Origin of the sequence: Bacteroides sp. OM05-10AA (assembly GCF_003439055.1) — a bacterium.
GTDB classification, from domain to species: Bacteria; Bacteroidota; Bacteroidia; order Bacteroidales; family Bacteroidaceae; genus Bacteroides; species Bacteroides intestinigallinarum.
Genome location: NZ_QSUR01000025.1, coordinates 1 through 19,907, shown reverse-complemented (window position 1 = coordinate 19,907; position 19,907 = coordinate 1). Strand labels below are relative to the sequence as shown.

At 42.7% G+C, this 19,907-nt stretch carries 15 protein-coding genes; 8 read left to right on the top strand and 7 right to left on the bottom strand.

Annotated features, from left to right (window positions below; all coding sequences use genetic code 11):
• Window positions 1-20 precede the first annotated feature (20 nt).
• Window positions 21-1,043 carry a YafY family protein gene (locus DXB58_RS18385; RefSeq protein WP_117935904.1) on the top strand — a complete coding sequence of 341 codons (1,023 nt, stop codon included), beginning with the start codon at window positions 21-23 and terminating at the stop codon, window positions 1,041-1,043.
• Here the strand turns inward: DXB58_RS18385 and DXB58_RS18380 are convergent.
• Window positions 1,035-1,880, bottom strand: coding sequence for a patatin family protein (locus DXB58_RS18380; protein WP_122137797.1), 846 nt, complete (start codon window positions 1,878-1,880; stop codon window positions 1,035-1,037). The genes DXB58_RS18385 and DXB58_RS18380 overlap by 9 nt on opposite strands.
• The gene (locus DXB58_RS18375) at window positions 1,861-4,083 is read right to left on the bottom strand and encodes a cation:proton antiporter (protein ID WP_122137796.1); all 2,223 of its coding nucleotides are present in this window, start codon (window positions 4,081-4,083) and stop codon (window positions 1,861-1,863) included. Before DXB58_RS18375 ends, DXB58_RS18380 begins: the two co-directional genes overlap by 20 nt.
• Window positions 4,084-4,267: 184 nt before the next feature.
• Here DXB58_RS18375 and DXB58_RS18370 point away from each other — a divergent pair, with 184 nt between their 5' ends.
• Window positions 4,268-4,795, top strand: coding sequence for a hypothetical protein (locus tag DXB58_RS18370; protein ID WP_122137795.1), 528 nt, complete (start codon window positions 4,268-4,270; stop codon window positions 4,793-4,795).
• Window positions 4,796-4,900: 105 nt separating this feature from the next.
• Here the strand turns inward: DXB58_RS18370 and DXB58_RS18360 are convergent, their stop codons facing one another.
• Window positions 4,901-5,230, bottom strand: coding sequence for a DUF4907 domain-containing protein (locus DXB58_RS18360; RefSeq protein ID WP_122137793.1), 330 nt, complete (start codon window positions 5,228-5,230; stop codon window positions 4,901-4,903).
• Complete coding sequence (locus DXB58_RS18355; protein ID WP_233527320.1) at window positions 5,211-6,269, bottom strand: kelch repeat-containing protein; 1,059 nt, start codon at window positions 6,267-6,269, stop codon at window positions 5,211-5,213. Before DXB58_RS18355 ends, DXB58_RS18360 begins: the two co-directional genes overlap by 20 nt.
• Window positions 6,270-6,461: 192 nt before the next feature.
• On the opposite strand from DXB58_RS18355, the gene DXB58_RS18350 reads away from it, so the two are divergent.
• The 3 genes from DXB58_RS18350 (at window position 6,462) to DXB58_RS18340 (ending at window position 10,445) form a co-directional block, all read left to right on the top strand.
• Window positions 6,462-7,787 carry a DUF4270 family protein gene (locus DXB58_RS18350; RefSeq protein WP_122137792.1) on the top strand — a complete coding sequence of 442 codons (1,326 nt, stop codon included), beginning with the start codon at window positions 6,462-6,464 and terminating at the stop codon, window positions 7,785-7,787.
• Window positions 7,784-8,989 (top strand): hypothetical protein, encoded by a 1,206-nt coding sequence (locus tag DXB58_RS18345; RefSeq protein WP_122137791.1) that lies wholly within the window; start codon window positions 7,784-7,786, stop codon window positions 8,987-8,989. Before DXB58_RS18350 ends, DXB58_RS18345 begins: the two co-directional genes overlap by 4 nt.
• A 271-nt stretch (window positions 8,990-9,260) precedes the next feature.
• Window positions 9,261-10,445 carry an aminopeptidase C gene (locus tag DXB58_RS18340; RefSeq protein ID WP_004301007.1) on the top strand — a complete coding sequence of 395 codons (1,185 nt, stop codon included), beginning with the start codon at window positions 9,261-9,263 and terminating at the stop codon, window positions 10,443-10,445.
• A 4-nt stretch (window positions 10,446-10,449) separates the two neighbouring features.
• Here the strand turns inward: DXB58_RS18340 and DXB58_RS18335 are convergent, their stop codons facing one another.
• The 3 genes from DXB58_RS18335 to DXB58_RS18320 all read right to left on the bottom strand — a co-directional run bounded on the left by DXB58_RS18335 (window position 10,450) and on the right by DXB58_RS18320 (window position 13,936).
• The gene (locus DXB58_RS18335) at window positions 10,450-11,178 is read right to left on the bottom strand and encodes a LytTR family DNA-binding domain-containing protein (protein WP_122137790.1); all 729 of its coding nucleotides are present in this window, start codon (window positions 11,176-11,178) and stop codon (window positions 10,450-10,452) included.
• Window positions 11,175-12,389 carry a sensor histidine kinase gene (locus tag DXB58_RS18330; RefSeq protein WP_122137789.1) on the bottom strand — a complete coding sequence of 405 codons (1,215 nt, stop codon included), beginning with the start codon at window positions 12,387-12,389 and terminating at the stop codon, window positions 11,175-11,177. Before DXB58_RS18330 ends, DXB58_RS18335 begins: the two co-directional genes overlap by 4 nt.
• Before the next feature lie 695 nt (window positions 12,390-13,084).
• Entirely contained in the window at window positions 13,085-13,936 is an 852-nt protein-coding gene (locus DXB58_RS18320) for an AraC family transcriptional regulator (RefSeq protein WP_122137787.1), read from the bottom strand.
• Window positions 13,937-14,173: 237 nt separating this feature from the next.
• Here DXB58_RS18320 and DXB58_RS18315 point away from each other — a divergent pair, with 237 nt between their 5' ends.
• Genes DXB58_RS18315 through DXB58_RS18305 form a run of 3 tightly spaced genes read left to right on the top strand, consistent with a single transcriptional unit; the run spans window position 14,174 to window position 19,834 of the window.
• Window positions 14,174-15,538: a DUF4925 domain-containing protein gene (locus DXB58_RS18315; RefSeq protein WP_122137786.1), complete on the top strand. Its 1,365-nt coding sequence runs from the start codon at window positions 14,174-14,176 to the stop codon at window positions 15,536-15,538.
• A gap of 33 nt (window positions 15,539-15,571) precedes the next feature.
• A complete protein-coding gene (locus DXB58_RS18310; RefSeq protein ID WP_233527319.1) occupies window positions 15,572-16,948 on the top strand; it encodes a DUF4925 domain-containing protein in 1,377 nt (458 codons plus the stop codon).
• Window positions 16,949-16,987: 39 nt separating this feature from the next.
• Window positions 16,988-19,834 (top strand): TonB-dependent receptor, encoded by a 2,847-nt coding sequence (locus tag DXB58_RS18305; protein ID WP_122137784.1) that lies wholly within the window; start codon window positions 16,988-16,990, stop codon window positions 19,832-19,834.
• Window positions 19,835-19,907: the final 73 nt, after the last annotated feature.

Below are 19,907 nucleotides of genomic sequence, written 5' to 3'. Positions count from 1 at the left end.
AATCTTTATTCTTCTACTTTATGCCAGCAAATAGAAATGCCTTAATCCGCTATAAAACGATTGATAACTGTCTGCGTAATCCGTATCGACGCTGGACGTTGGAAGACTTGGTAGACGCCTGCTCGGATGCTCTTTATGAATATGAAGGTATTGATAAAGGGATAAGCAAACGGACAGTACAAATGGATATACAGATGATGCGTAGCGAAAAGTTAGGCTATAATGCTCCTATTGTGGTGTACGAGAATAAATACTATAAATATGAAGATCCCGAATACAGTATCACGCAAACCCCACTGAACGAACAAGACCTGAAAATGATGTCGGAAGCAGTGGAAGTGCTGCGACAATTTAAAGGTTTCTCCTATTTCACGGAAATGAGCGAGATAATCAACCGTTTGGAGGATCATGTTGCTTCTGCCCGGATGAAAACCACTCCTGTCATTGACTTTGAAAAGAATGAATCACTGAAAGGACTGGATTATCTGGATACCATCTATCATGCGATCGTCAACGAGCACCCGATACAACTCAAATATCGTTCGTTCAAAGCACGTTCGGCAAATAGCTTTATTTTCTATCCTTATCTATTAAAAGAATATCGCAACCGGTGGTTCGTTTATGGAGTCAGAGGAAACGGACGAATATTGCAAAATTTAGCTTTGGACAGAATACAATCATTGGAAGTTCTGCCACAAGAACACTATATCAAAAATACATTCTTCGATCCGAATACGTTCTTTGACGACCTGGTAGGTGTCACCAAAAACTCCGGAAGCGTAGCAGAGAAAGTTGGTTTCAAAGTAGCGGCAGCCGAAGCACCTTACATCATAACCAAGCCTATACATCGCAGTCAACAACTGGTGGAAAGACTACCCGACGGAAGCGTCATACTGGAAATTGAAGTCGTAATCAACCATGAGTTAGAACGGGTATTCTTCGGATATGTCGACGGAATAGAAATTCTTTATCCCAAGACATTGGTCGAATTAATGAGTCGGAAATTGGAAAAGGCTGCCAAGCAATATACAAAGTCAAAGTGAAAATAAACCTTTCGCACATTCGTACCCTTCCTTATAAAACTCTGTCAGCTTTTGCACATCTTTCTCTATACGGTCTACAGCTACAGGTTTCAAAGGACGGATAACGACAATCTTTCCCTCATCCTCCATGCGTTCCACCATTTCCAACTGTTCATTATAAACAGCACACCGGCAACTTAACGCTTCACGCAACTTCGGATATTTCCGGTATACAAACGAAGGGATACGAATATCTTTCGAATCTTTCCGGTATCCCCGGTTACGGGTAAGTACCACAACATTTCTCGTACAGCCATCCGCAATAGCTCTTTGCAGAGGTATGGAATCTACGATTCCCCCATCAAGCATAGGAACCTCATCCACATAAGTGATAGGACACACAAAAGGGAGACTGCTGGATGCACGGACAATATCGATCACCCTGCGCCTGTCTTTTTTCTCTTCGAAATAATTGGCTTCTCCCGTGATGCAATTAGTAGTCACCATCACGAAACGTTCCGGTGAAGCAAAATACGTTTCATAATCATAAGGAAGAATGTGTTCGGGGAACTCATTGAACAATAGATCGAAATCCAAAATATTACGCTTTTTGAGCAAATGTTTCAGACCGATATAATTGTACTTCTCCAACAAGTCGATATTGCTGTACTTGGCACGTCCCCGTTGCCGTGATGCATACGACAATCCGTTGCACGCACCGGCAGACACTCCTATCGCATAGGGAAACCGGATATCATGATCCATAAAATAATCAAGTACACCGCAGGTGAATACTCCACGCATTCCCCCGCCTTCCAACACTAATCCCGTAGATTCGTCAATTTTCAAGTCCTTCATTTTTATCTCCCGTATTCTTATTCCGGCGGATCACCAGCAGAGACGACAATTCTCGTATCACAGCCTCATCCTCGGATAATTTCGTATAAGAAAGATGACTCATTATCAATAGTCCGTCTTTCTCTTTAGTCACTAAATCTTCAACTCCTTCAAACCACACTATAACCGTTTGTCCCGGATAACGTGCCTGCAAATCATCTATACATCCGCGAAATTCTTCATCGTCCGTATCAAAGAGGAAAAGACGTATCGAATGCCCGTTCTGCAACATCTTCTCCAGATACGAAAAAAGAAAAGCATCAATCATTCCACCAAGTACGAAACTGACCGTAGCACCTTCCCGATACCGACGATTGACAAACACAGCCACCGGACACTTCACCTGCTCCATAATATCATCAATCTTATCCCGGAAAAGCGTTAACCATAAAATAGCCCCCGGAGTCCCCGGCATATCCGAACGGTAATGACTTCCGGCTCCCAAAAGCAGCATATCAGGATGTTCTTTACGGACAAAGTGAATGATTTCCTGTACAAGTTTGTCCGTCACCCGATAATGGTTATCCACCTGGATATTCAATTTCGCAGCCTGTTGATTGAGCAAAGCAAAACTCTCGCTGGCATAATGCTCGGCATTCAACGGATTCAAATCCGTGCCTACCGTATAGTGTGCGGCAATCAAATGATTTTTCTTCAACAGCTTTCCAAATAACAAATTATAAATGGAAAGTAATACACGCCCGGATTCCGGACGTCCGAAGCAAAATATCAATTTGTGCTTCAAAGATAATTTTTCTTCCCGACGTACGAAAATATGTTCCACCAAATGAAGCAAAGGAGTAGTCATAAAGGTCGTAACTAGCGCCATAATGACCAAAATTACGAATATAGACGGAGGAAGAACTCCCATTTCATAACCAATATTCAGCGCTACAAGCTCCATCAATCCCCTCGTATTCATCAATGTTCCTATCGTTAAACTGTCCTTCCACGATTCACCCACCAGACGGGCAGCGATGGCACATCCACCCAGTTTACCGGCAACAGCAACCGTCACCAACAGCAAACATACCATCCACAACTCCGGACTGTTTATCAAACCGATTTCCGTACGTAGCCCGGTGAAGGCAAAGAATAAAGGCAAAAAGAAGACTAAAGAAATATCTTCCACTTTTTCCATCATCACCTTCCGGAAACCCAAATTGGATGGCATCACCACCCCTGCCATAAAAGCTCCAAACAGGGCGTGAATACCGATAATCTCCGTCAGACAAGAGGAAATAATAAGAATAAGCAGAATAAATGCCACAAATGTTTTATTAATTGCTTCCCGGTTGGCATACACCTCTCCCACCTTCTTCAAAAACGGGCGAACTACCAGAAACATGACCGCAATATAAACTACTGCCAGCCCTACTGAATACAGTGCACTGGCAAAACTTCCCGCTTTGGAAATAGCGATAACCACTGCCAACAAACACCAAGCCGTCACATCGTCATTGGCAGCAGAAGCAATAGTCAGCGTGCCCAAAGGAGTCTTAGTCATATTCCGTTCCTGAATGATACGCGCCAATACCGGAAAGGCGGTGATACTCATCGAAATACCTATAAACAGAGCAAACGGGAGAAACGGAGTCTGGTCGGCGGCATATTCTTCGTATACCCAATAAGAAGACAAAATACCCAGGAAGAAAGGAACCAAAATTCCGGCATGACTAATCACAAGCGTTTCATTGATCTTATTTTTCAGTACACTGAAATCCAGCTCCATACCGATCACAAACATAAAAAGTATCAGTCCCACCTGACTCAATAATTCAAGATTGGTAAGCGAGTGGGCCGGAAAGAGAAAATGAAAAGCATCCGGAAAGAAAAAACCGAGCACGGAAGGTCCTAACACGATACCGGCAACAATCTCTCCAATCACTCCCGGTTGCCCAATCAGGCTAAATAAATAGCCAAAAAGACGCACCATCACCAATACAGCTATAATCTGAATCAACAAGGTGGAGAGCGGATGATGAATATTGTCCTGTATAAACTGAAGAAATAGGCTGAAAGGGTCCCCCTGTGCCACGTTATGCGCATTTATCGCATAGTGCGAAAACCGGTCACCCTCTTCAATAGCGACATAAATCAACCCTCCAAACAGGAGCAACATCAGTACATAAATGACATAATTCTTCCGGGCCCTATTCCGCATAAACTCTATTTTTACGATTTGTGCATATTTATTATAAAAACAAACGAAAAAGGCAGATAGTTTGGCAAAAACAGCAAATTCTCAAATAAAATCTTGTTTTTTTGCTTCAATCTATGTAACTTTAGGCTAGCTTTATTGTTTAAGGAGGAAAAAATCAAAAAAGTCCTGCCCGCAGGCAAGCACCATGAGAATACAGTTTGAGATTAAAGAAAATTTGCCGGAAATTATCGAAGAAATCCTACACTCCGATAAATGGCAAACTTCCGTGAAGGAAGAACTTAGCGGTCGGACGACCGTTGTGATCCGTGACCAAGCGTATGGTTCAGAAGCTACCATTGAAATTTATGCTACATCTATTGAAATCAAAACTGCCTGGTCTAAGTACTCCTATCGTATATTTGTAACCAACGATATCGTATGGTGCGAATATAACGGTGCCTATCGTGGTCTGTTGGAACAAGTGCTCCTACCAACTATTACTCCCAAAGAAAATCTGCTCAATTCTGATGTGACCGAAAGCTCACTTTATGGAAACGAGCATAAGAAACTGAGAGAATATGCAGAAGATAACCTGAAACTGAAACAATTCCGCCGGGAAAATTTCAATGAACAGAAGAATGGGACCGCACCATTCGATCATCCAAAGCGTGTGTATGATGAGTTTATCAAAGAAGATTATGTAGTAGCATCCAAAGAAGCAGTAAAGAAATAATCTACACTTAACGTTTTACCTTGTGCCATCGTATTGGCACAACAATGCCACCATGTTGGCACAGTCGTGCCAATACGGTGGCATAACTGTGCCAACGAAGTGGCACTAATACACGATTCCCAAGCTATCCAGATCGGTCTTTGATATGGCAAATTCTTTTCCGGCTTTCATCCGTTCCAGCACTAAGTTTCCGATACATTGGGCATCCTGCACCGATTGAAAAGGCCTTTTCCCGGATACAACCGGGATAAAAGGCTGAACAATTATCAAACGCTCTCTCTCATAAATCTTATAACCGTATCCACTACCTTCAATCCGGGTTACTTCCAACCGATATATGTTTATCGAATGCATATACCCATATATGATTCCCACTAAAAGCAGCAAGACAAAGCAACTAATACCTATTGTTTTTTTATTTCTCTTCATATTCATAAGGCTTCAACTCCCAAGTATCATCATAATAATAAGTAGAAGCTCCTCCCGTAGCTATAACTCCTCGTTTTCCGGTAGAAAAGCATACGGCTTTCGAGCGTGTACTTCCTTCGAAATCTGTCAAATCTTCCCCATCCCAGAGGTCTGTCAGAGGGTCGTAAATCCAATAATTGGAACGATAACTACCACCAGCAGTCTGCCCTACAGCAATATATCCTTTACCATCGATCACGAAAGCACAAGCATAAGAGCGGACGATAGAAGTGTAATCGTCGTCATAATCATCATCACTCTTATCGTAAAGTTCGCGCAATTCTTTCCAAGTACCCGTCGCCGGATTAAAACACCAGAAATCCGTCACATCCGAACCGTTATTCTCACCGCCGCAGATATAAGCTATATCATCTATGACGAAAGCCATACCGCCCATTCTCTTCTGTCCGCCAAATCCACTCATGGCTGTCCATTCTCCTTTATCTCCCACCGATGGGTCGAACTTCCAGAAATCCTTTTGATAATTATCATTGTAACCTGTACCCAGATACCCATACTGACCAATGCCGAAAGAAAGCGCATAATACCGTTTACCATAGATATTAGTCCCATCAGTTCCATCCGGAATAGAAGCCATCTCCTTCCAGGAATTCGTGGCAGGATCATACTGCCAGCAATCATTCAGATAATCCTTTTTTGTCGCATCGTAACCGATAGCAATATATCCTTTGGTACCTACTGCAAAACCTGTAGCTGCATTCCGGGCTGGAGCTGCATCGGGCATTGATGTACACTGTGTCCACGAATTAGCCTCAATGTCATACGCCCAACAATCTTTCAAACGGTCTTTAGTACTCCCCCGGTATCCGGTGCAGAGGTACCCTATGTTACCAATCGTAAAACCAGCTGCGTCCGTACGCGCCACACCATCAAAATCAGAACGGCGATACCACACACCTGCCGTATATTCAGTATCATCCGTACATGCCGCCAATGAAAGCAGCACCACCATCATGCAAAGTAATTTATTCATTTTCGTATTCATAAATATGTCGTTGATTACAACCGCAAATGTAGGCGGCAACGGGCACGCATAAAAAAACTATCGACAAATAAAGACATTCTATCTACCAACAAAATTCAGGTCGACAAATACAGAGATTTAGTCGATAGTTTTTTGGAGGACTGTTTAAAACCTCTTCTTTTGCCGCTACAAAACCAATTTCATTTTTACTACATGAAGTCAATCATACTACTTTTTTCATTCTTTATATCTCTTTCTTTTTTCGCTTGTGTAGACGATTCATCGTCCATAGGAGCGAAATGGGTACAAAGTTCATTCCTCAACGAACAGATGGACACTTGTACGGTATTACTTAGTACAGTATTAAGCGACTCCATAGCCACTTCGGGAGATACGGTTTGCCAGATAGGATACCGTGACGACAACTTATGGGGGAAAATTACCGCCTCTTTTTACGCAGAGTATGAAGTACCTTCCTATTCTTTTGATGAAAACATCCAATATGAGTTCGACTCGATCACCATACGCCTGTATTCTTCGGGCAATTACCTGGGAGATACACTAAAAGCCCAACGCATTCATCTGCATGAACTGACAAAGAATATAGAACTGGACGATAGAGGGTACCTATACAACACTACTACTGCCTATTACAACGAAACTCCACTGGCATCTTTCGACTTTCGTCCTACCCCGGGCTCACCGAGCGAGGAACTGGAAATACGATTGCCGGATGCATGGGGAGAAGAATGGTTCAACTTGATGCTGAATGATGGACGATGGGTACAATCCCAAGATTTCTTCCATGATTATTTCAAGGGAATTGCTTTTATACCCGATGCAAATGACGCTTGTATCAGCGGATTTCAAGTCAACGACTCCAGTATGTGCATCACGGTCTACTATCACCAGATTACGGAAACACTGAACGAAAAAACACTGGTTTTCAATACAAGCAGCACGCTGACTTACAACAAAATAGAACAGGACCGCTCAAACACCCCGATAGCCAACCTGCAAAGTGGAGACGGTAATGAATACTCTTCCGGAAAAAGCGAGCATCAGGTTTACCTGCAGGGAATGACCGGTATGTATGTCACCATCGACTTCCCACATTTAAATAATCTCTGCGAAAAAGGAGAGCTTGTGACTATCGAAAGCGCAACGTTACAGCTATATCCGGTGAAAGGAACTTATGACGGCATGTACCCGTTACCCAAAAGCCTGGCTCTCTACACCGCCAACAATGAAAATGTGACGCAAAGCGTAATCACCGACCTCACCGGGAGTTCCGTACAAAGCGGGAACCTGATAGTCGACGAGATGTCTTATGAGGAGACTTATTACTCTTTTGACATCACCTCTTTCCTGCAAACAAACCTGGGAACTACCGGATATGATCGTCAGAAACTACAATTATTTCTTCCGGACAACTTGTTCTATACCACACTTCAAGGCGTTATCTTCGGCGACGGAGAACATACCGCCAATAAAAAGAATACCAAACTTATCATACTTTACAAAACTTATCAACAATGAAAAAGATTTTGTTTTGCCTTCTGGCATTCTATACTCCTGTCTCTATAGTTATTGCGCAAAATACAACGAACTCCCCTACTTCCATGTTCGGACTGGGAGAGCTTTCTACCGGGGAAGGCGGGCAATATGCCGGACTGGGCGGTACAGGCATTGCATTGCGAGGAAATAATTTCCTGAACAGTGCCAATCCGGCTTCACTCACAGAGTTGACCGAACAACGCTTCCAGATCGATGCCGGTATCATGGGAGCATACCAGATTTATTCGCAACGAGGAGCAAGTAACCGTTCTGTCACCGGGAATCTGAATAACCTAAGTATCGGCTGCCGGATTATTCCACGCTGGTATGGAGCTATTTTCATGGCTCCCGTCAGCAGTGTAGGATATGCCATCACGCTGGATGAAGAGGTGGCAGGCACCAATGGGGGTACCATCTCTTCTCTCTTTCAGGGTGAAGGAGGACTCTCCAAGATGGGTATCAGTACGGCTTACCTTTTCGGAAAAGGATTTTCTGTCGGCACCAATCTCTCTTATGTGACGGGGACCATCACACAAACGGAGACGCAAGGTACTGCCACAGAAGAAACCAGCTCCTACAAACATACTTTTTATGCGGATTTCGGCGTACAGTATAAATGGGCTATAGACCGCGAACGTTCTTTCGTTGCCGGTGCCGTATATGGTTACTCGCAGGATTTTAAGCAGGATAATAACTTATACGTTAGTAGCAGTTCGGGAGGAGATGATATTGAAAAAAGCCTGAAACGCTATCGCCAATGTCTTCCTCAATTCTTTGGGCTCGGAACTTCCTACAACACTCTACGTTGGATGGCAACCATCGACTACAAATATGTGGACTGGAGCCGGATGCAATCTTCCCAATCCAATGTCAGTTTTGAGAATCAACACCGGTTATCAGTCGGTGGAAGATATACATTGGGCAATGTCTATCGTAATCCGGTCAGCATCCTACTGGGAACAGGTATTAATAATTCCTATATCGTCATTCAAAAGAAAAAGGCAACCGAATATTATGTTAGTACCGGACTTAACTTCGGATTACGCAATAATAATGTCCTTTCTCTCGGATTGAAATATAAAGGTCAGATGAAAATTCCTAACGGTATGCAGAAAGAAAACTGTTTTTCCCTGTTCCTGAATATTACTTTCTCCGAGCGAACTTACCGCGCCAAGATACAATAAAGACTCACCACAGAGGACGCAGAGGACACAGAGTTTTTTCGATCTGCCATTATCTTCGCTCAAAACATCTTTAGATATTCTTATTAAGGTATAGTCTGAACGTAGTCGAAGAATCTACTCTCCTGATATATACGTAGAGAAGAGCACCTTCGACAGGCGCAGAATGACAGAACGAACAATGTATAATAAAAAACTCTGTGTCCTCTGCGTACTCTGTGGTGAAACTTTCCTATATTTGTAGCCAAAACAATTTAATATTAATTTCATAGGAATGAAAAAGACAATCCTTATTGCTGCTTTAGGCCTGTTCAGCCTAAGTGTTATGGCACAAGATGCAAAACCTGAAGAAGGTTTTGTTTTCACGACAGTGAAAGAAAATCCGATAACTTCTATCAAGAACCAAAATCGTTCGAGTACTTGCTGGAGTTTCTCAACTCTCGGATTTGTTGAATCAGAACTACTTCGTTTAGGTAAAGGTGAATACGACCTGTCTGAAATGTTTGTTGTACACAAAACGATGCAGGATCGCGGAGTAAACTATGTACGTTATCACGGTGACAGTTCTTTCTCTCCGGGTGGAAGTTTTTATGATGTAATGTATTGCATCAAGAATTATGGTATCGTTCCGCAAGAAGTGATGCCGGGTATTATGTATGGTGATACGCTGCCGGTACATAATGAGCTGGATGCTGTTGCTTCCGGTTATATCAATGCGATTGCAAAAGGTAAATTAAGCAAACTGACTCCGGTATGGAAAAACGGACTAAGTGCCATTTATGACACTTACCTGGGAGCATGTCCGGAGAAGTTCACCTACAAAGGCAAAGAATATACTCCGAAGACTTTTGCCGAATCACTTGGATTGAACTATAACGACTATGTATCACTGACTTCTTATACACACCATCCGTTCTATTCTCAATTCGCCATCGAAATTCAGGATAACTGGCGTAATGGTCTGTCTTACAACCTGCCTATCGAAGAACTGATGGCTGTTATGGACAATGCTGTAAAGAAAGGCTATACCTTTGCATGGGGTAGCGATGTCAGCGAACAAGGATTCTCACGTGACGGTATCGCCGTAATGCCAGATGCAGCCAAAGAATCTGAACTGTCCGGTTCAGACATGGCCCGTTGGACAGGATTGACTGCCGCCGACAAACGCAGAGAACTATTCACCAAACCTTTCCCTGAAAAGGATATTACCCAGGAAATGCGTCAAGTTGCTTTTGACAACTGGGAAACAACAGACGACCACGGAATGGTAATCTACGGTATCGCTAAAGACCAGAACGGAAAAGAATACTTCATGGTGAAAAACTCTTGGGGTAAATCAGGCAAATATGATGGTATCTGGTATGCTTCCAAAGCATTCGTTGCCTACAAGACAATGAATATCCTGGTGCATAAAGATGCACTTCCTAAAGAAATTGCCAAAAAACTGGGAATTAAATAATTATTTAAGAAAGGCTTAATTTCCCAATGTATTCCGTAAATTTCTCCTTATAATTATCACCGACAGGAATATAAGTATTCTTATCAAAGATAATACGAAGACGGGAAACTTCGGTAATCTTGCGAAGATTGACAATATAAGAACGGTGGACCCGCATGAAATGCGTGGGAAGCCGTTCTTCCATTTTCTGGAGGCTGGCAAGCGTTATTACAGGCTTGTCCTCTCCTTCCACAAAGATACGCACATACTCACTCATCCCCTCAATATAGCGGATATTCTTCACATCGATGCGAACCACTCTGTAATCGCTCTTCACGAATAATGAATCTCCTTTTATCTGCGAAGCATTTCCTATTTCCCCCTGTTGTTCCAACAAACGATATTCAAATTGCCTGCGGGCTTTATCCGCCGCTTTCAATAAATCCTGGAACTCAAACGGTTTCAGCAGATAATCTACGGCATCCAGTTTGAAACCCTCTACCGCATATTCAGAATAAGCAGTAGTGAAAATCACCAACGGACGGTTCACCAAAGAACGTATGAAATCCAATCCGTTCAAATCGGGCATATTAATATCCACAAAGATCAGATCAACCTCCTCTTCGGACAATATCTTCATTGCCTCGAACGCATCCTGGCATGACTTTAACAAAGACAAAAAAGGTACCTGGGATATATAATCCGACAACTGCGTCAATGCTAACGGCTCATCATCTATTGCTATACATTTCATTCTAATAAAGGTATAATAAGTAAGACATCAAATTTATGTTCCTCTTCGGTAATAGAAAGCGTATAATCATTGCCAAATAAAAGCCTCAACCGCTTACGGATATTCTCGAGTCCGATGCCATGATGCTGTTCGTCAGCCGAACCATTATTGCTGTTGGAACAACGGAATGAAAGCCGATTGCCCTCATCCAACTGCATCAAAACATGAATAAAAGACTCGCTCCGATAACTGACTCCATGCTTAAAAGCGTTTTCCACAAAAGAAACAAAAAGCAAAGGAGGAATCTGCACTTCAGGCACTTCGGCCGGAAAATCCATCTTAATAGATACTTTGTTGGTATAGCGCAAACTCATCAGGGCAATATAATTTTTAAGAAACTGAACCTCACGTGAAAGCAAAATCGTTTTATTACTCGCTTCATAAAGCACATAACGCATCAGTTTAGAGAGTTCCACAATCGTACTTTTCGCTTTCCCCGTATCAATATCCACCAACGCATGAATATTATTGAGCGTATTCATGAAGAAATGAGGATTAATCTGATATTTCAAATATTGCAGTTCCGACTGCAAACGTTGATGTTCCAGTTCCTTCAGCATTTCTTCATCACGGAAAGATTTAAAGAAAAGTTTGATGGCGATATTGAATCCCACCATCAAAAAGGCAATAATGAAATGAATGAGATAACGGAGTACAAAAGGAGGATAAGGAAAAGGAGTCGGTTTTGGAAATCCTCCGGGGCCATTTGGATCTCCCATTCCCCTAGGACGTTGTTCGGGATTGGACTCATTCCAATGTACATCCCCTTCCTCCCTCGCTTTCTCTCTCATCTTAATAATCTGATCTCTCCGGTTCTCCTTCATACGAAGAGGCAACTCTCCTCGCTTGAAATCTTTGGGGAAATGATTGGCAGAAGGAAACGGAGAAAGCCAACAAATCATTCCTATTACAAAAATCAACGAAACAGTATATTGCCAGTACCTTTTCTTAAAAAGGAAATAGGGAACCAGCCCATAATTGTTTAACAGGAAAAGCACGAAAAAAGGAAAGATACTCAACCATGATTCGCGGATCACCATACGGGTTTCCTCCCGTTCAAGTCCTCCACTCATGGCAAAGTATCCGCCTATCAGCGGAAGAAGAAATATTACGATCCAGATAGCTCCGTAAATACTCTGCTCCAGCACGTGTTGTTTACGCAGTCTTTTCATGCCTCATTGCTTCTGATTATCGAAACAAAGATAAAAACGAACCTGCTTTATCACAAATAGAATCGACCAAAGAACGGATTTCGACGGTAAACTGCTGTTTACCATCCCCATCCACCAGGTCCATGTCCGCCGCCTCCACCACTGGGCCGACAATAGGATATTCTGTTCTATTTTTAAGATTCTATTATTCAGCAATGGCAATAAATCGAATTAAATAGAAAATAAAATGCATAATTTAGTGCAAGAATATGCACATCACACCCCTTATTATGCATAAATAAAGGATAAACAGACCATTTTTCATTGTATGAAAACGTCCGTTCTTTTAATGAAAGGTATCCTTGGTCGGTGAGGAACGCCTCCTTGCTCACCGACCAAGCTACCGTTCATCGGTGAGCAAGGATTTGTAGATTGAAATAAGAGTCGTTTCCAAGCTATTTCACTTCTAACTTCGTTGATTGCTGATCTGGCAAATAGCTATACATCAGAAAAAGAGAGATTCATTTATTCCGATTCTGACGTAAGATTAGTGCAAAAAGAATGATTTATCAGCAAAGTGCTGCCTTTTCACATTCTTCAAACAAACATTTAAGCTCCTTTTGAATTGCTGCCCTCACATCGGTTCTAATTAAAGCAAGGAAAATGTATAAAACATCCTGTTTTTATGCATAGCACAATTTTAAGCAAACAAAGATTTATTTCTCGCGATATTCCAGCGGAGTCATCTTCACCTGTTTACGGAAGTATTTATTGAAAAAGGAATGATTGTTAAAGCCCAAAGAGAATGCTATTTCTTTTACCGGCAACCGGGTGGTTTTCAGTTGTGCTTTCGCGTTCATGATAATAATCTCCGTGATGATTGCCAACGGACTGTATCCGCTTGCTCTTCGGATTGCACTAGAGAAATGCGCTGCAGTAACTCCACACTTTTCTGCATAAAATGCCACTTCATGCTCACTGGTATAATGTGCCATCAGCAGCTGTATAAACTGCCTGTACAACTCCTGCTCTCTTCTCAAAGGTTCGTCAAGCTTCCTGCCATAGCGTTTATACAGTTCTTTCGTTCCCTGTAAAAAAATAGCCAGTATGGAGCGTATTATGTCTTTATTTTCCAATGAATGTGGAAGTGTATAAGCACGAATCAGCAAAAGATATACATTTCGATACAAGCCGGCAATATCGTCTTGCAGAGAAATGACGGGGCTATTTAAGATCATAGGCATAGAGTCCAGCAGGATTTCCACATAGTTGCCGGAAAGCATGAAATCGGATGAGAAGCCGGCAAAAGAAATGCGGGTATCAGACGAAACTTCGTGTATCTGAATAAACGAATTAGGAAGGACAATTACAAAATCATTCTTACGAATGACAACCTCCAGCAAATTAATGGTAGCTTTCACCATCCCTTCGGTACAGAGCACAAAGACACCGGCTTTTATTTTGCATGGGAAATTACTGTAATAGTTTAAAATAGCCCCAGTGATACTATCATCTGCTATAAAATCAATCGGAAGGTCAAATTTGGGAAAGGAGTCGTTTATTATCATCGTTTAGTTTTTTAGTTTATCAAAAATATCCATTCCATCCGAATTCCAAACAACAAGTTCAAAAATGGTATATTATATATTACAAACAGAACATTGTTTTCTTCTTTATTAGGAATGTTATTAAGAAAATAGCAAAGATAGAACATTGAATCCCAAGAATGGAGCTTGACAGCAGTCACCTATTAACCGTACTTTGCACAGTTTTAAATAATACATTAAAATAAAACCTAAAAGAGAATGAGAACTTTGAAAAAACTTTTTTGTGTAGCTTGTGCAGCTTTCCTCCTTACATCTTGCGAGGAAACCTATAATGACAAGCTATTTTGGCCGGGAGAGCTCAACCAGGAGTATGGCTCATACATCAAACCAGCCACTTTAAACCTGACCTACAGCGGAGAAAAACTTGTTGGAAAAACTGTCGATTTCAAAACAGACGACAGTGAAAAAGGAACCATCACACTGAACGACATTATTCCGGGAGAAAAAACAACTCCTATCCAAATCAATTTATGCGAACAGGGAGATTCCTATACATTCAGCGGAAAGAATATCACAATGAAAGGGGCAACGGTGACCTACAGCGGAACCCTCACTCCGAAAACGATGAAACTGGATTTGAATGTAGCAATGCCACAAAGTAAATGGGGAAAAAGTTACGGTTTATCCGGCTTTACGAAAGGCAAGAAAATGATTGTCGGAACCAGTGGAGGACAATACGTATGGAAAGAATCATCGAGTGAAATATTGACCGGAGCATTCTATGTCCATCTGGACGATGTAGAATTAACCAAATCGGGCAGCACGCTGTTCATGAGAATGAAACTGGTTCAGAATGCGCTTTGCTATTTCATCCCGCAACTTCTTCAATCAGTCACCTTGCAACCCGACGGTAACGTGATTGCCAATTACACTACCAGTCCGATATACATTGGCAGTATCCCTATCAGTAACATAGATCCCGATAAAGATACGGGGACGATTGCCCTATTTGTCATCAAGTTCATGCTTGGTACATTAAAAGAGAGCGACATTACCAGTGTGCTGGCAGATCGCACATGGGCGGCTTCCCCCATCAATCTGATTACTTGGGCAGCAAACAACGGACAGATTAAGATGAACCTCAATCTGCCGGCCATCATCGGTCTGGCTACCCAGGACGGTGAGACTCCCATAGATCCGGGACTGATTTCAGGCATTACGGAAGCTCTTGCCAAGTCGAACCCTATTCAATTGAAAAAGTTGCTTGGAACTTTAAATGCCATACTCGACAATCAGTTCCTCGGCATCATTGCTAATATGGACGATGCTAGTTTCCGGCAAGTATTCTACTTGCTCACCGAGGGCATTGTCTTTAACATAATGGAAGAAGAGAACGGGCATACCAATCTTTATCTGGCCAAAGAATCGACCACGGCTTTCATTCAGTTATTACCCGGATTGCAGCCGATAGTGGAAGGATTACTTCCGGAAAGCATGGCGAGCAATGCGACCTTCAAGAATCTACTCGGATACCTCATGGCAAATGACGAGAATGGATTGCCTTACCTATGGAATTCTGCCAATACGATTGATTTGGGACTAGGCCTTTTGCCTCTGAAATAAACATCAACCATGAATATGAAAGAAATAAAGAATATGAAGAAATTATCTATACTATTTATAAGCAGCCTCATCGGAACGGCAGGTTTGATGACTTCATGTAGTGAAGACTATCCAGGACCGGACCCGGTGGACGTAACAGCGAATTACTCGAATAAATACTTGAGCAAATCCAACCTGACATTAACTTATGATGGGGATGAAATGACCGGCAAAGCAGTCGACTTCAGTACAGTGAAAGGAGAAACGGCTAATGTTACTTTTTATAATGTATTTCCCGGAGAAGAAACACTCAAACTGACTGATATACCTATTTCCGGAGATGCTAACGGTTACTCTTTTTCCGGCAACGGCACAGGAAACTTAACCGGCAGTACCTTTAATTATAGCGGACGTGCAGAAAACGGCCAGTTGACAGTGAATCTGACCAATATAAAGATGGTGAACAGCGCACAAATGGCCAACACTTATGCACTTAGCGACATCATATACGGCAGAGGAAAGGATATGATCCGCAATTCGGATACCGGACTGTACGAATGGGGGGAATCCGATGGTAAAATGATTGCCGCACCTCTTTATGTAGACATGGATATTGAACTAAGCAGTGATGGCAGTTTCCTTTATGCGGTCATGACAGGACTGGTGAAAGGAATGGGTGGTTATCTTCTGGCACAGCTTCTTGATGACGTCACCTTACAACCTAACGGATACATCACAGCCAATTATACAACGGATGAAATGATGCTGGGAGAGCAGAAGTTCAGTGAAATAAACATGGAAGATCCCGAATCTATGAATAAAGTCGCTACATTCGTTATGTATAAGTTATTCTTGCCTTATCCGATGGGAGGTTTCCAGCAACAGGATATTATCAATGCCACGGAGGGGGTAAACCGGATTTATGCTCCATCTCCCAAAGGACTGGCCTACTGGTATATGAAGAACGATCATTTCTATCTGAAACTGGATCTTCCGGCAATTATCACTCAAATCATGAAATCGCAGGGGAAAAGTATCGATCAGAATCTGATGGCTTTATTGACAGACGCTATCCTGAATTCAGATCCGGTTCAACTCAAGAATATATTAAGTACCATCAGCGGTCAACTGGATAACTCCATATTATCCATGCTGGCAGGTCTGGATAACGCCACTTTCCAAATGCTGTTCGGCTGGATAAAAGAGGGAATCCCCATGCAAATGGAGAAGAAAGACGGACACACTTATCTGTACGTAACCAAAGATGCATTGACTCCGTTCATTCCTTTCCTCCCCAGTCTGGAGCCTTTGATGGCAGGTATTCCCAATTTTGGTCCGATGCTGTTCGACAGTTATATCATGCCGCTTTATAAGGGTTGGTCTACCATCACCAAACTGCATATAGGTATAGACCTTACAGTCAACAACTAACAAGAAGTCTCCTTCTATAAACAAGAAAATACAAGAACAATGAAGAAAATATATATTCTAACTTTGCTACTATGCTTCATCAGCCTTGGGAACAGTTTTGCTCAAACGCTGAAAGGACATATATATGACGCTAAAACCAATGAGCCATTGGTGGGAGCAGCCGTTACGTACAAATTACAGGGTAATCAGGGAGTCGTGTCGGACATCAACGGGGCTTATGAAATCAAACTGCCCGAGGGCGGAGTCGATCTGGTCTTCAGTTATGTGGGCTACGAAGATGTGCTGATGCCTATTGTGATCGACAGACGTGAAATAGTGACCAAAGACGTTTACATGAGAGAAAGCACCAAACTACTGGAAGAAGTAGTGGTCAGTGCCGGACGTTTTGAACAGAAACTAAGTAACGTTACCGTTTCTATGGATGTAGTGAAAGCTGGTGATATTGCCCGTCAGGCACCAACGGACATTTCTTCCACACTCCGTACATTGCCCGGCGTAGACATCGTAGACAAACAACCGTCTATACGTGGCGGCAGCGGATGGACTTACGGAGTGGGTGCACGCAGCCAGATTCTGGTGGATGGAATGAGTACGCTAAATCCCAAAACAGGAGAAATCAACTGGAACACCGTGCCTTTGGAGAATATCGAGCAGATTGAAGTTATCAAAGGAGCTTCCTCCGTACTGTACGGTTCGTCGGCTCTGAACGGTATTATCAATATCCGTACCGCACGTCCGGGATTGACTCCGAAAACACGTTTCAGCGCATACGTAGGTATCTATGGTGATGCGGAAAATGACGAATACCAATGGAGTGACAAGAGTTTCTGGAAAGAGGATAAATATTCGGTCAAACCTATTTTACGCGGAAGTCTTCTTAGTGGTGTCCGAAACCCAATTTACGAAGGATTCGATCTCTCCCACTCCCGTCGTATAGGTAATTTTGATGTCAGCGGGAGCATGAATCTTTTCACCGATGAAGGATACCGTCAGCAGGGATACAACAAGCGTTTCCGTATGGGAGGTAACCTTACCTATCATCAACCGGACATGGGAATGAAACTGTTGAACTATGGTTTCAATATCGATTTCCTTTCCAATCAATATGGAGACTTCTTTATCTGGCGTTCGCCGACAGAAGTGTACAAGCCCTCTCCTTTTACCAATATGGGACGGGAGGACAACAACTTACATATCGATCCGTTTATCAACTACGTAAATCCGGAGAATGGTACGTCACATAAGATTAAAGGCCGTTTCTATTATAGTGCCGACAATATCATGCGCCCCAGCCAGGGAGCATCCATCGGTGATATTCTGGGGAATATGGGAACAGACGCCCAGACTATTCAGAATATTGCAGGCGGTGATTACAGTTCGCTCTATCCGGCCTTGGTAGGTATCGGTTCGGGACTTATCAACGGAAATCTGGAAGATGCCATGAATGGAGTATTTACCTCATTGGGCAATATTTTCCCGAATGCAACAACTGCCGATTATTGCGATCTGATCTCCTGGGTGATGGACAACGGGGTACCCGGTGATTTGGGCGAACTTGCGAACGGACAGTTACCGAGTGATCTGATCCCCTGGGTATCCGGTGTGCTCAACCCAACACGAAACACTCCGAAAACGCAGACTGACAAAAGTACGAACTACTATCTCGACTATCAATTCAACAAGAAATGGGACAGTGGTGCGCAAATCACTACGGGAGCCACTTATGAGCATGTACGTTATGATTCCGCCATCATGGACGAGGTCTATAAAAGCGATAACATAGCCGCTTTCTTCCAGTATGACCAGCGTTTCTGGGATCGCTTGAGTGTATCTGCCGGTGTGCGTGCCGAATATTATCGGGTGAACAATCATCATCGCGAAGCGGAAACAAAGATCTTCGGAACCAAGGTTCCGTTCCGTCCGGTATTCCGTGCAGGATTAAATTATCAATTGGCCGATTACAGCTTTATCCGTGCCAGCTTCGGTCAAGGTTACCGTAATCCGTCCATCAATGAAAAATACCTGCGCAAGGATATCGGTGGAGTCGGTGTTTATCCGAATCTGGACATTAAGCCGGAAAAAGGATTTAATGCGGAATTGGGGATTAAGCAAGGATACAAAATCGGCAATTTCCAGGGATTTGTAGATGTTGCCGGATTCTATACACAGTATAAAGACATGGTTGAATTCCAGTTCGGGCTCTTCAATAATGCCGATTATACGATGATTAACAGTATCGGCGATGCTGTCCGAATGTTAACTGACGGTCAAGGTTTCGGTATTGGAGCACAGTTCCATAACGTATCGAAAGCCCAGATCTACGGAGTGGAAATCTCGACAAACGGTGTTTATAACTTTAATAAGAACACGAAGCTGTTCTATAATTTAGGATATGTATATACTGAACCACGCGATGCTGATTATCAGGAGCGCAATGCGGTAGAAGGACTTTATACCGATCCTCTTCAGATGAAAGAGAAATCGAACACAGGTAAGTATCTCAAATATCGTCCGAAGCATAGTTTCAAAGCTACGGTAGATTTCCAGTGGAAACGTATCAATCTGGGTGCTAACGTTGCCTGGAAGAGCAAAATCCTCGCTGTGGACTACCTGATGATGGATGAACGTCCGAAAACACAACTTGACCTGATGGATTATGTTCGTGGCGTTGCTTTCGGCTATTCCAAAGGAGAAAGTCTGGCGAGCTACTGGAAAAAGCACAATACGGACTATGCCACCGTTGACATGCGTCTTGGAGTAAAAGCCACGAAAGAGGTTGCTTTCCAGTTTATGGTAAACAACTTGCTGAATAAGGAATATAGCTATCGCCCGATGGCAGTTGCCGCTCCACGTACTTTTGTTGTAAAGATGGATATTACATTCTAAACTTTCCGCAAGAGTCGGAAATAGAGAAGAAAAATCGAGTAGGAGGAAAACGAAGTAGTTTTCTTCCTACTTT

What these genes read in the sequence shown, in the direction of transcription:
- DXB58_RS18385 (WP_117935904.1), top strand. Translation starts at nt 21, where the DNA reads ATGCCAGCAAATAGAAATGCCTTAATCCGCTATAAAACGATTGATAAC.
- DXB58_RS18380 (WP_122137797.1), bottom strand. Translation starts at nt 1,880, where the DNA reads ATGAAGGACTTGAAAATTGACGAATCTACGGGATTAGTGTTGGAAGGC.
- DXB58_RS18375 (WP_122137796.1), bottom strand. Translation starts at nt 4,083, where the DNA reads ATGCGGAATAGGGCCCGGAAGAATTATGTCATTTATGTACTGATGTTG.
- DXB58_RS18370 (WP_122137795.1), top strand. Translation starts at nt 4,268, where the DNA reads ATGAGAATACAGTTTGAGATTAAAGAAAATTTGCCGGAAATTATCGAA.
- DXB58_RS18360 (WP_122137793.1), bottom strand. Translation starts at nt 5,230, where the DNA reads ATGAATATGAAGAGAAATAAAAAAACAATAGGTATTAGTTGCTTTGTC.
- DXB58_RS18355 (WP_233527320.1), bottom strand. Translation starts at nt 6,269, where the DNA reads ATGAATACGAAAATGAATAAATTACTTTGCATGATGGTGGTGCTGCTT.
- DXB58_RS18350 (WP_122137792.1), top strand. Translation starts at nt 6,462, where the DNA reads ATGAAGTCAATCATACTACTTTTTTCATTCTTTATATCTCTTTCTTTT.
- DXB58_RS18345 (WP_122137791.1), top strand. Translation starts at nt 7,784, where the DNA reads ATGAAAAAGATTTTGTTTTGCCTTCTGGCATTCTATACTCCTGTCTCT.
- DXB58_RS18340 (WP_004301007.1), top strand. Translation starts at nt 9,261, where the DNA reads ATGAAAAAGACAATCCTTATTGCTGCTTTAGGCCTGTTCAGCCTAAGT.
- DXB58_RS18335 (WP_122137790.1), bottom strand. Translation starts at nt 11,178, where the DNA reads ATGAAATGTATAGCAATAGATGATGAGCCGTTAGCATTGACGCAGTTG.
- DXB58_RS18330 (WP_122137789.1), bottom strand. Translation starts at nt 12,389, where the DNA reads ATGAAAAGACTGCGTAAACAACACGTGCTGGAGCAGAGTATTTACGGA.
- DXB58_RS18320 (WP_122137787.1), bottom strand. Translation starts at nt 13,936, where the DNA reads ATGATAATAAACGACTCCTTTCCCAAATTTGACCTTCCGATTGATTTT.
- DXB58_RS18315 (WP_122137786.1), top strand. Translation starts at nt 14,174, where the DNA reads ATGAGAACTTTGAAAAAACTTTTTTGTGTAGCTTGTGCAGCTTTCCTC.
- DXB58_RS18310 (WP_233527319.1), top strand. Translation starts at nt 15,572, where the DNA reads ATGAAGAAATTATCTATACTATTTATAAGCAGCCTCATCGGAACGGCA.
- DXB58_RS18305 (WP_122137784.1), top strand. Translation starts at nt 16,988, where the DNA reads ATGAAGAAAATATATATTCTAACTTTGCTACTATGCTTCATCAGCCTT.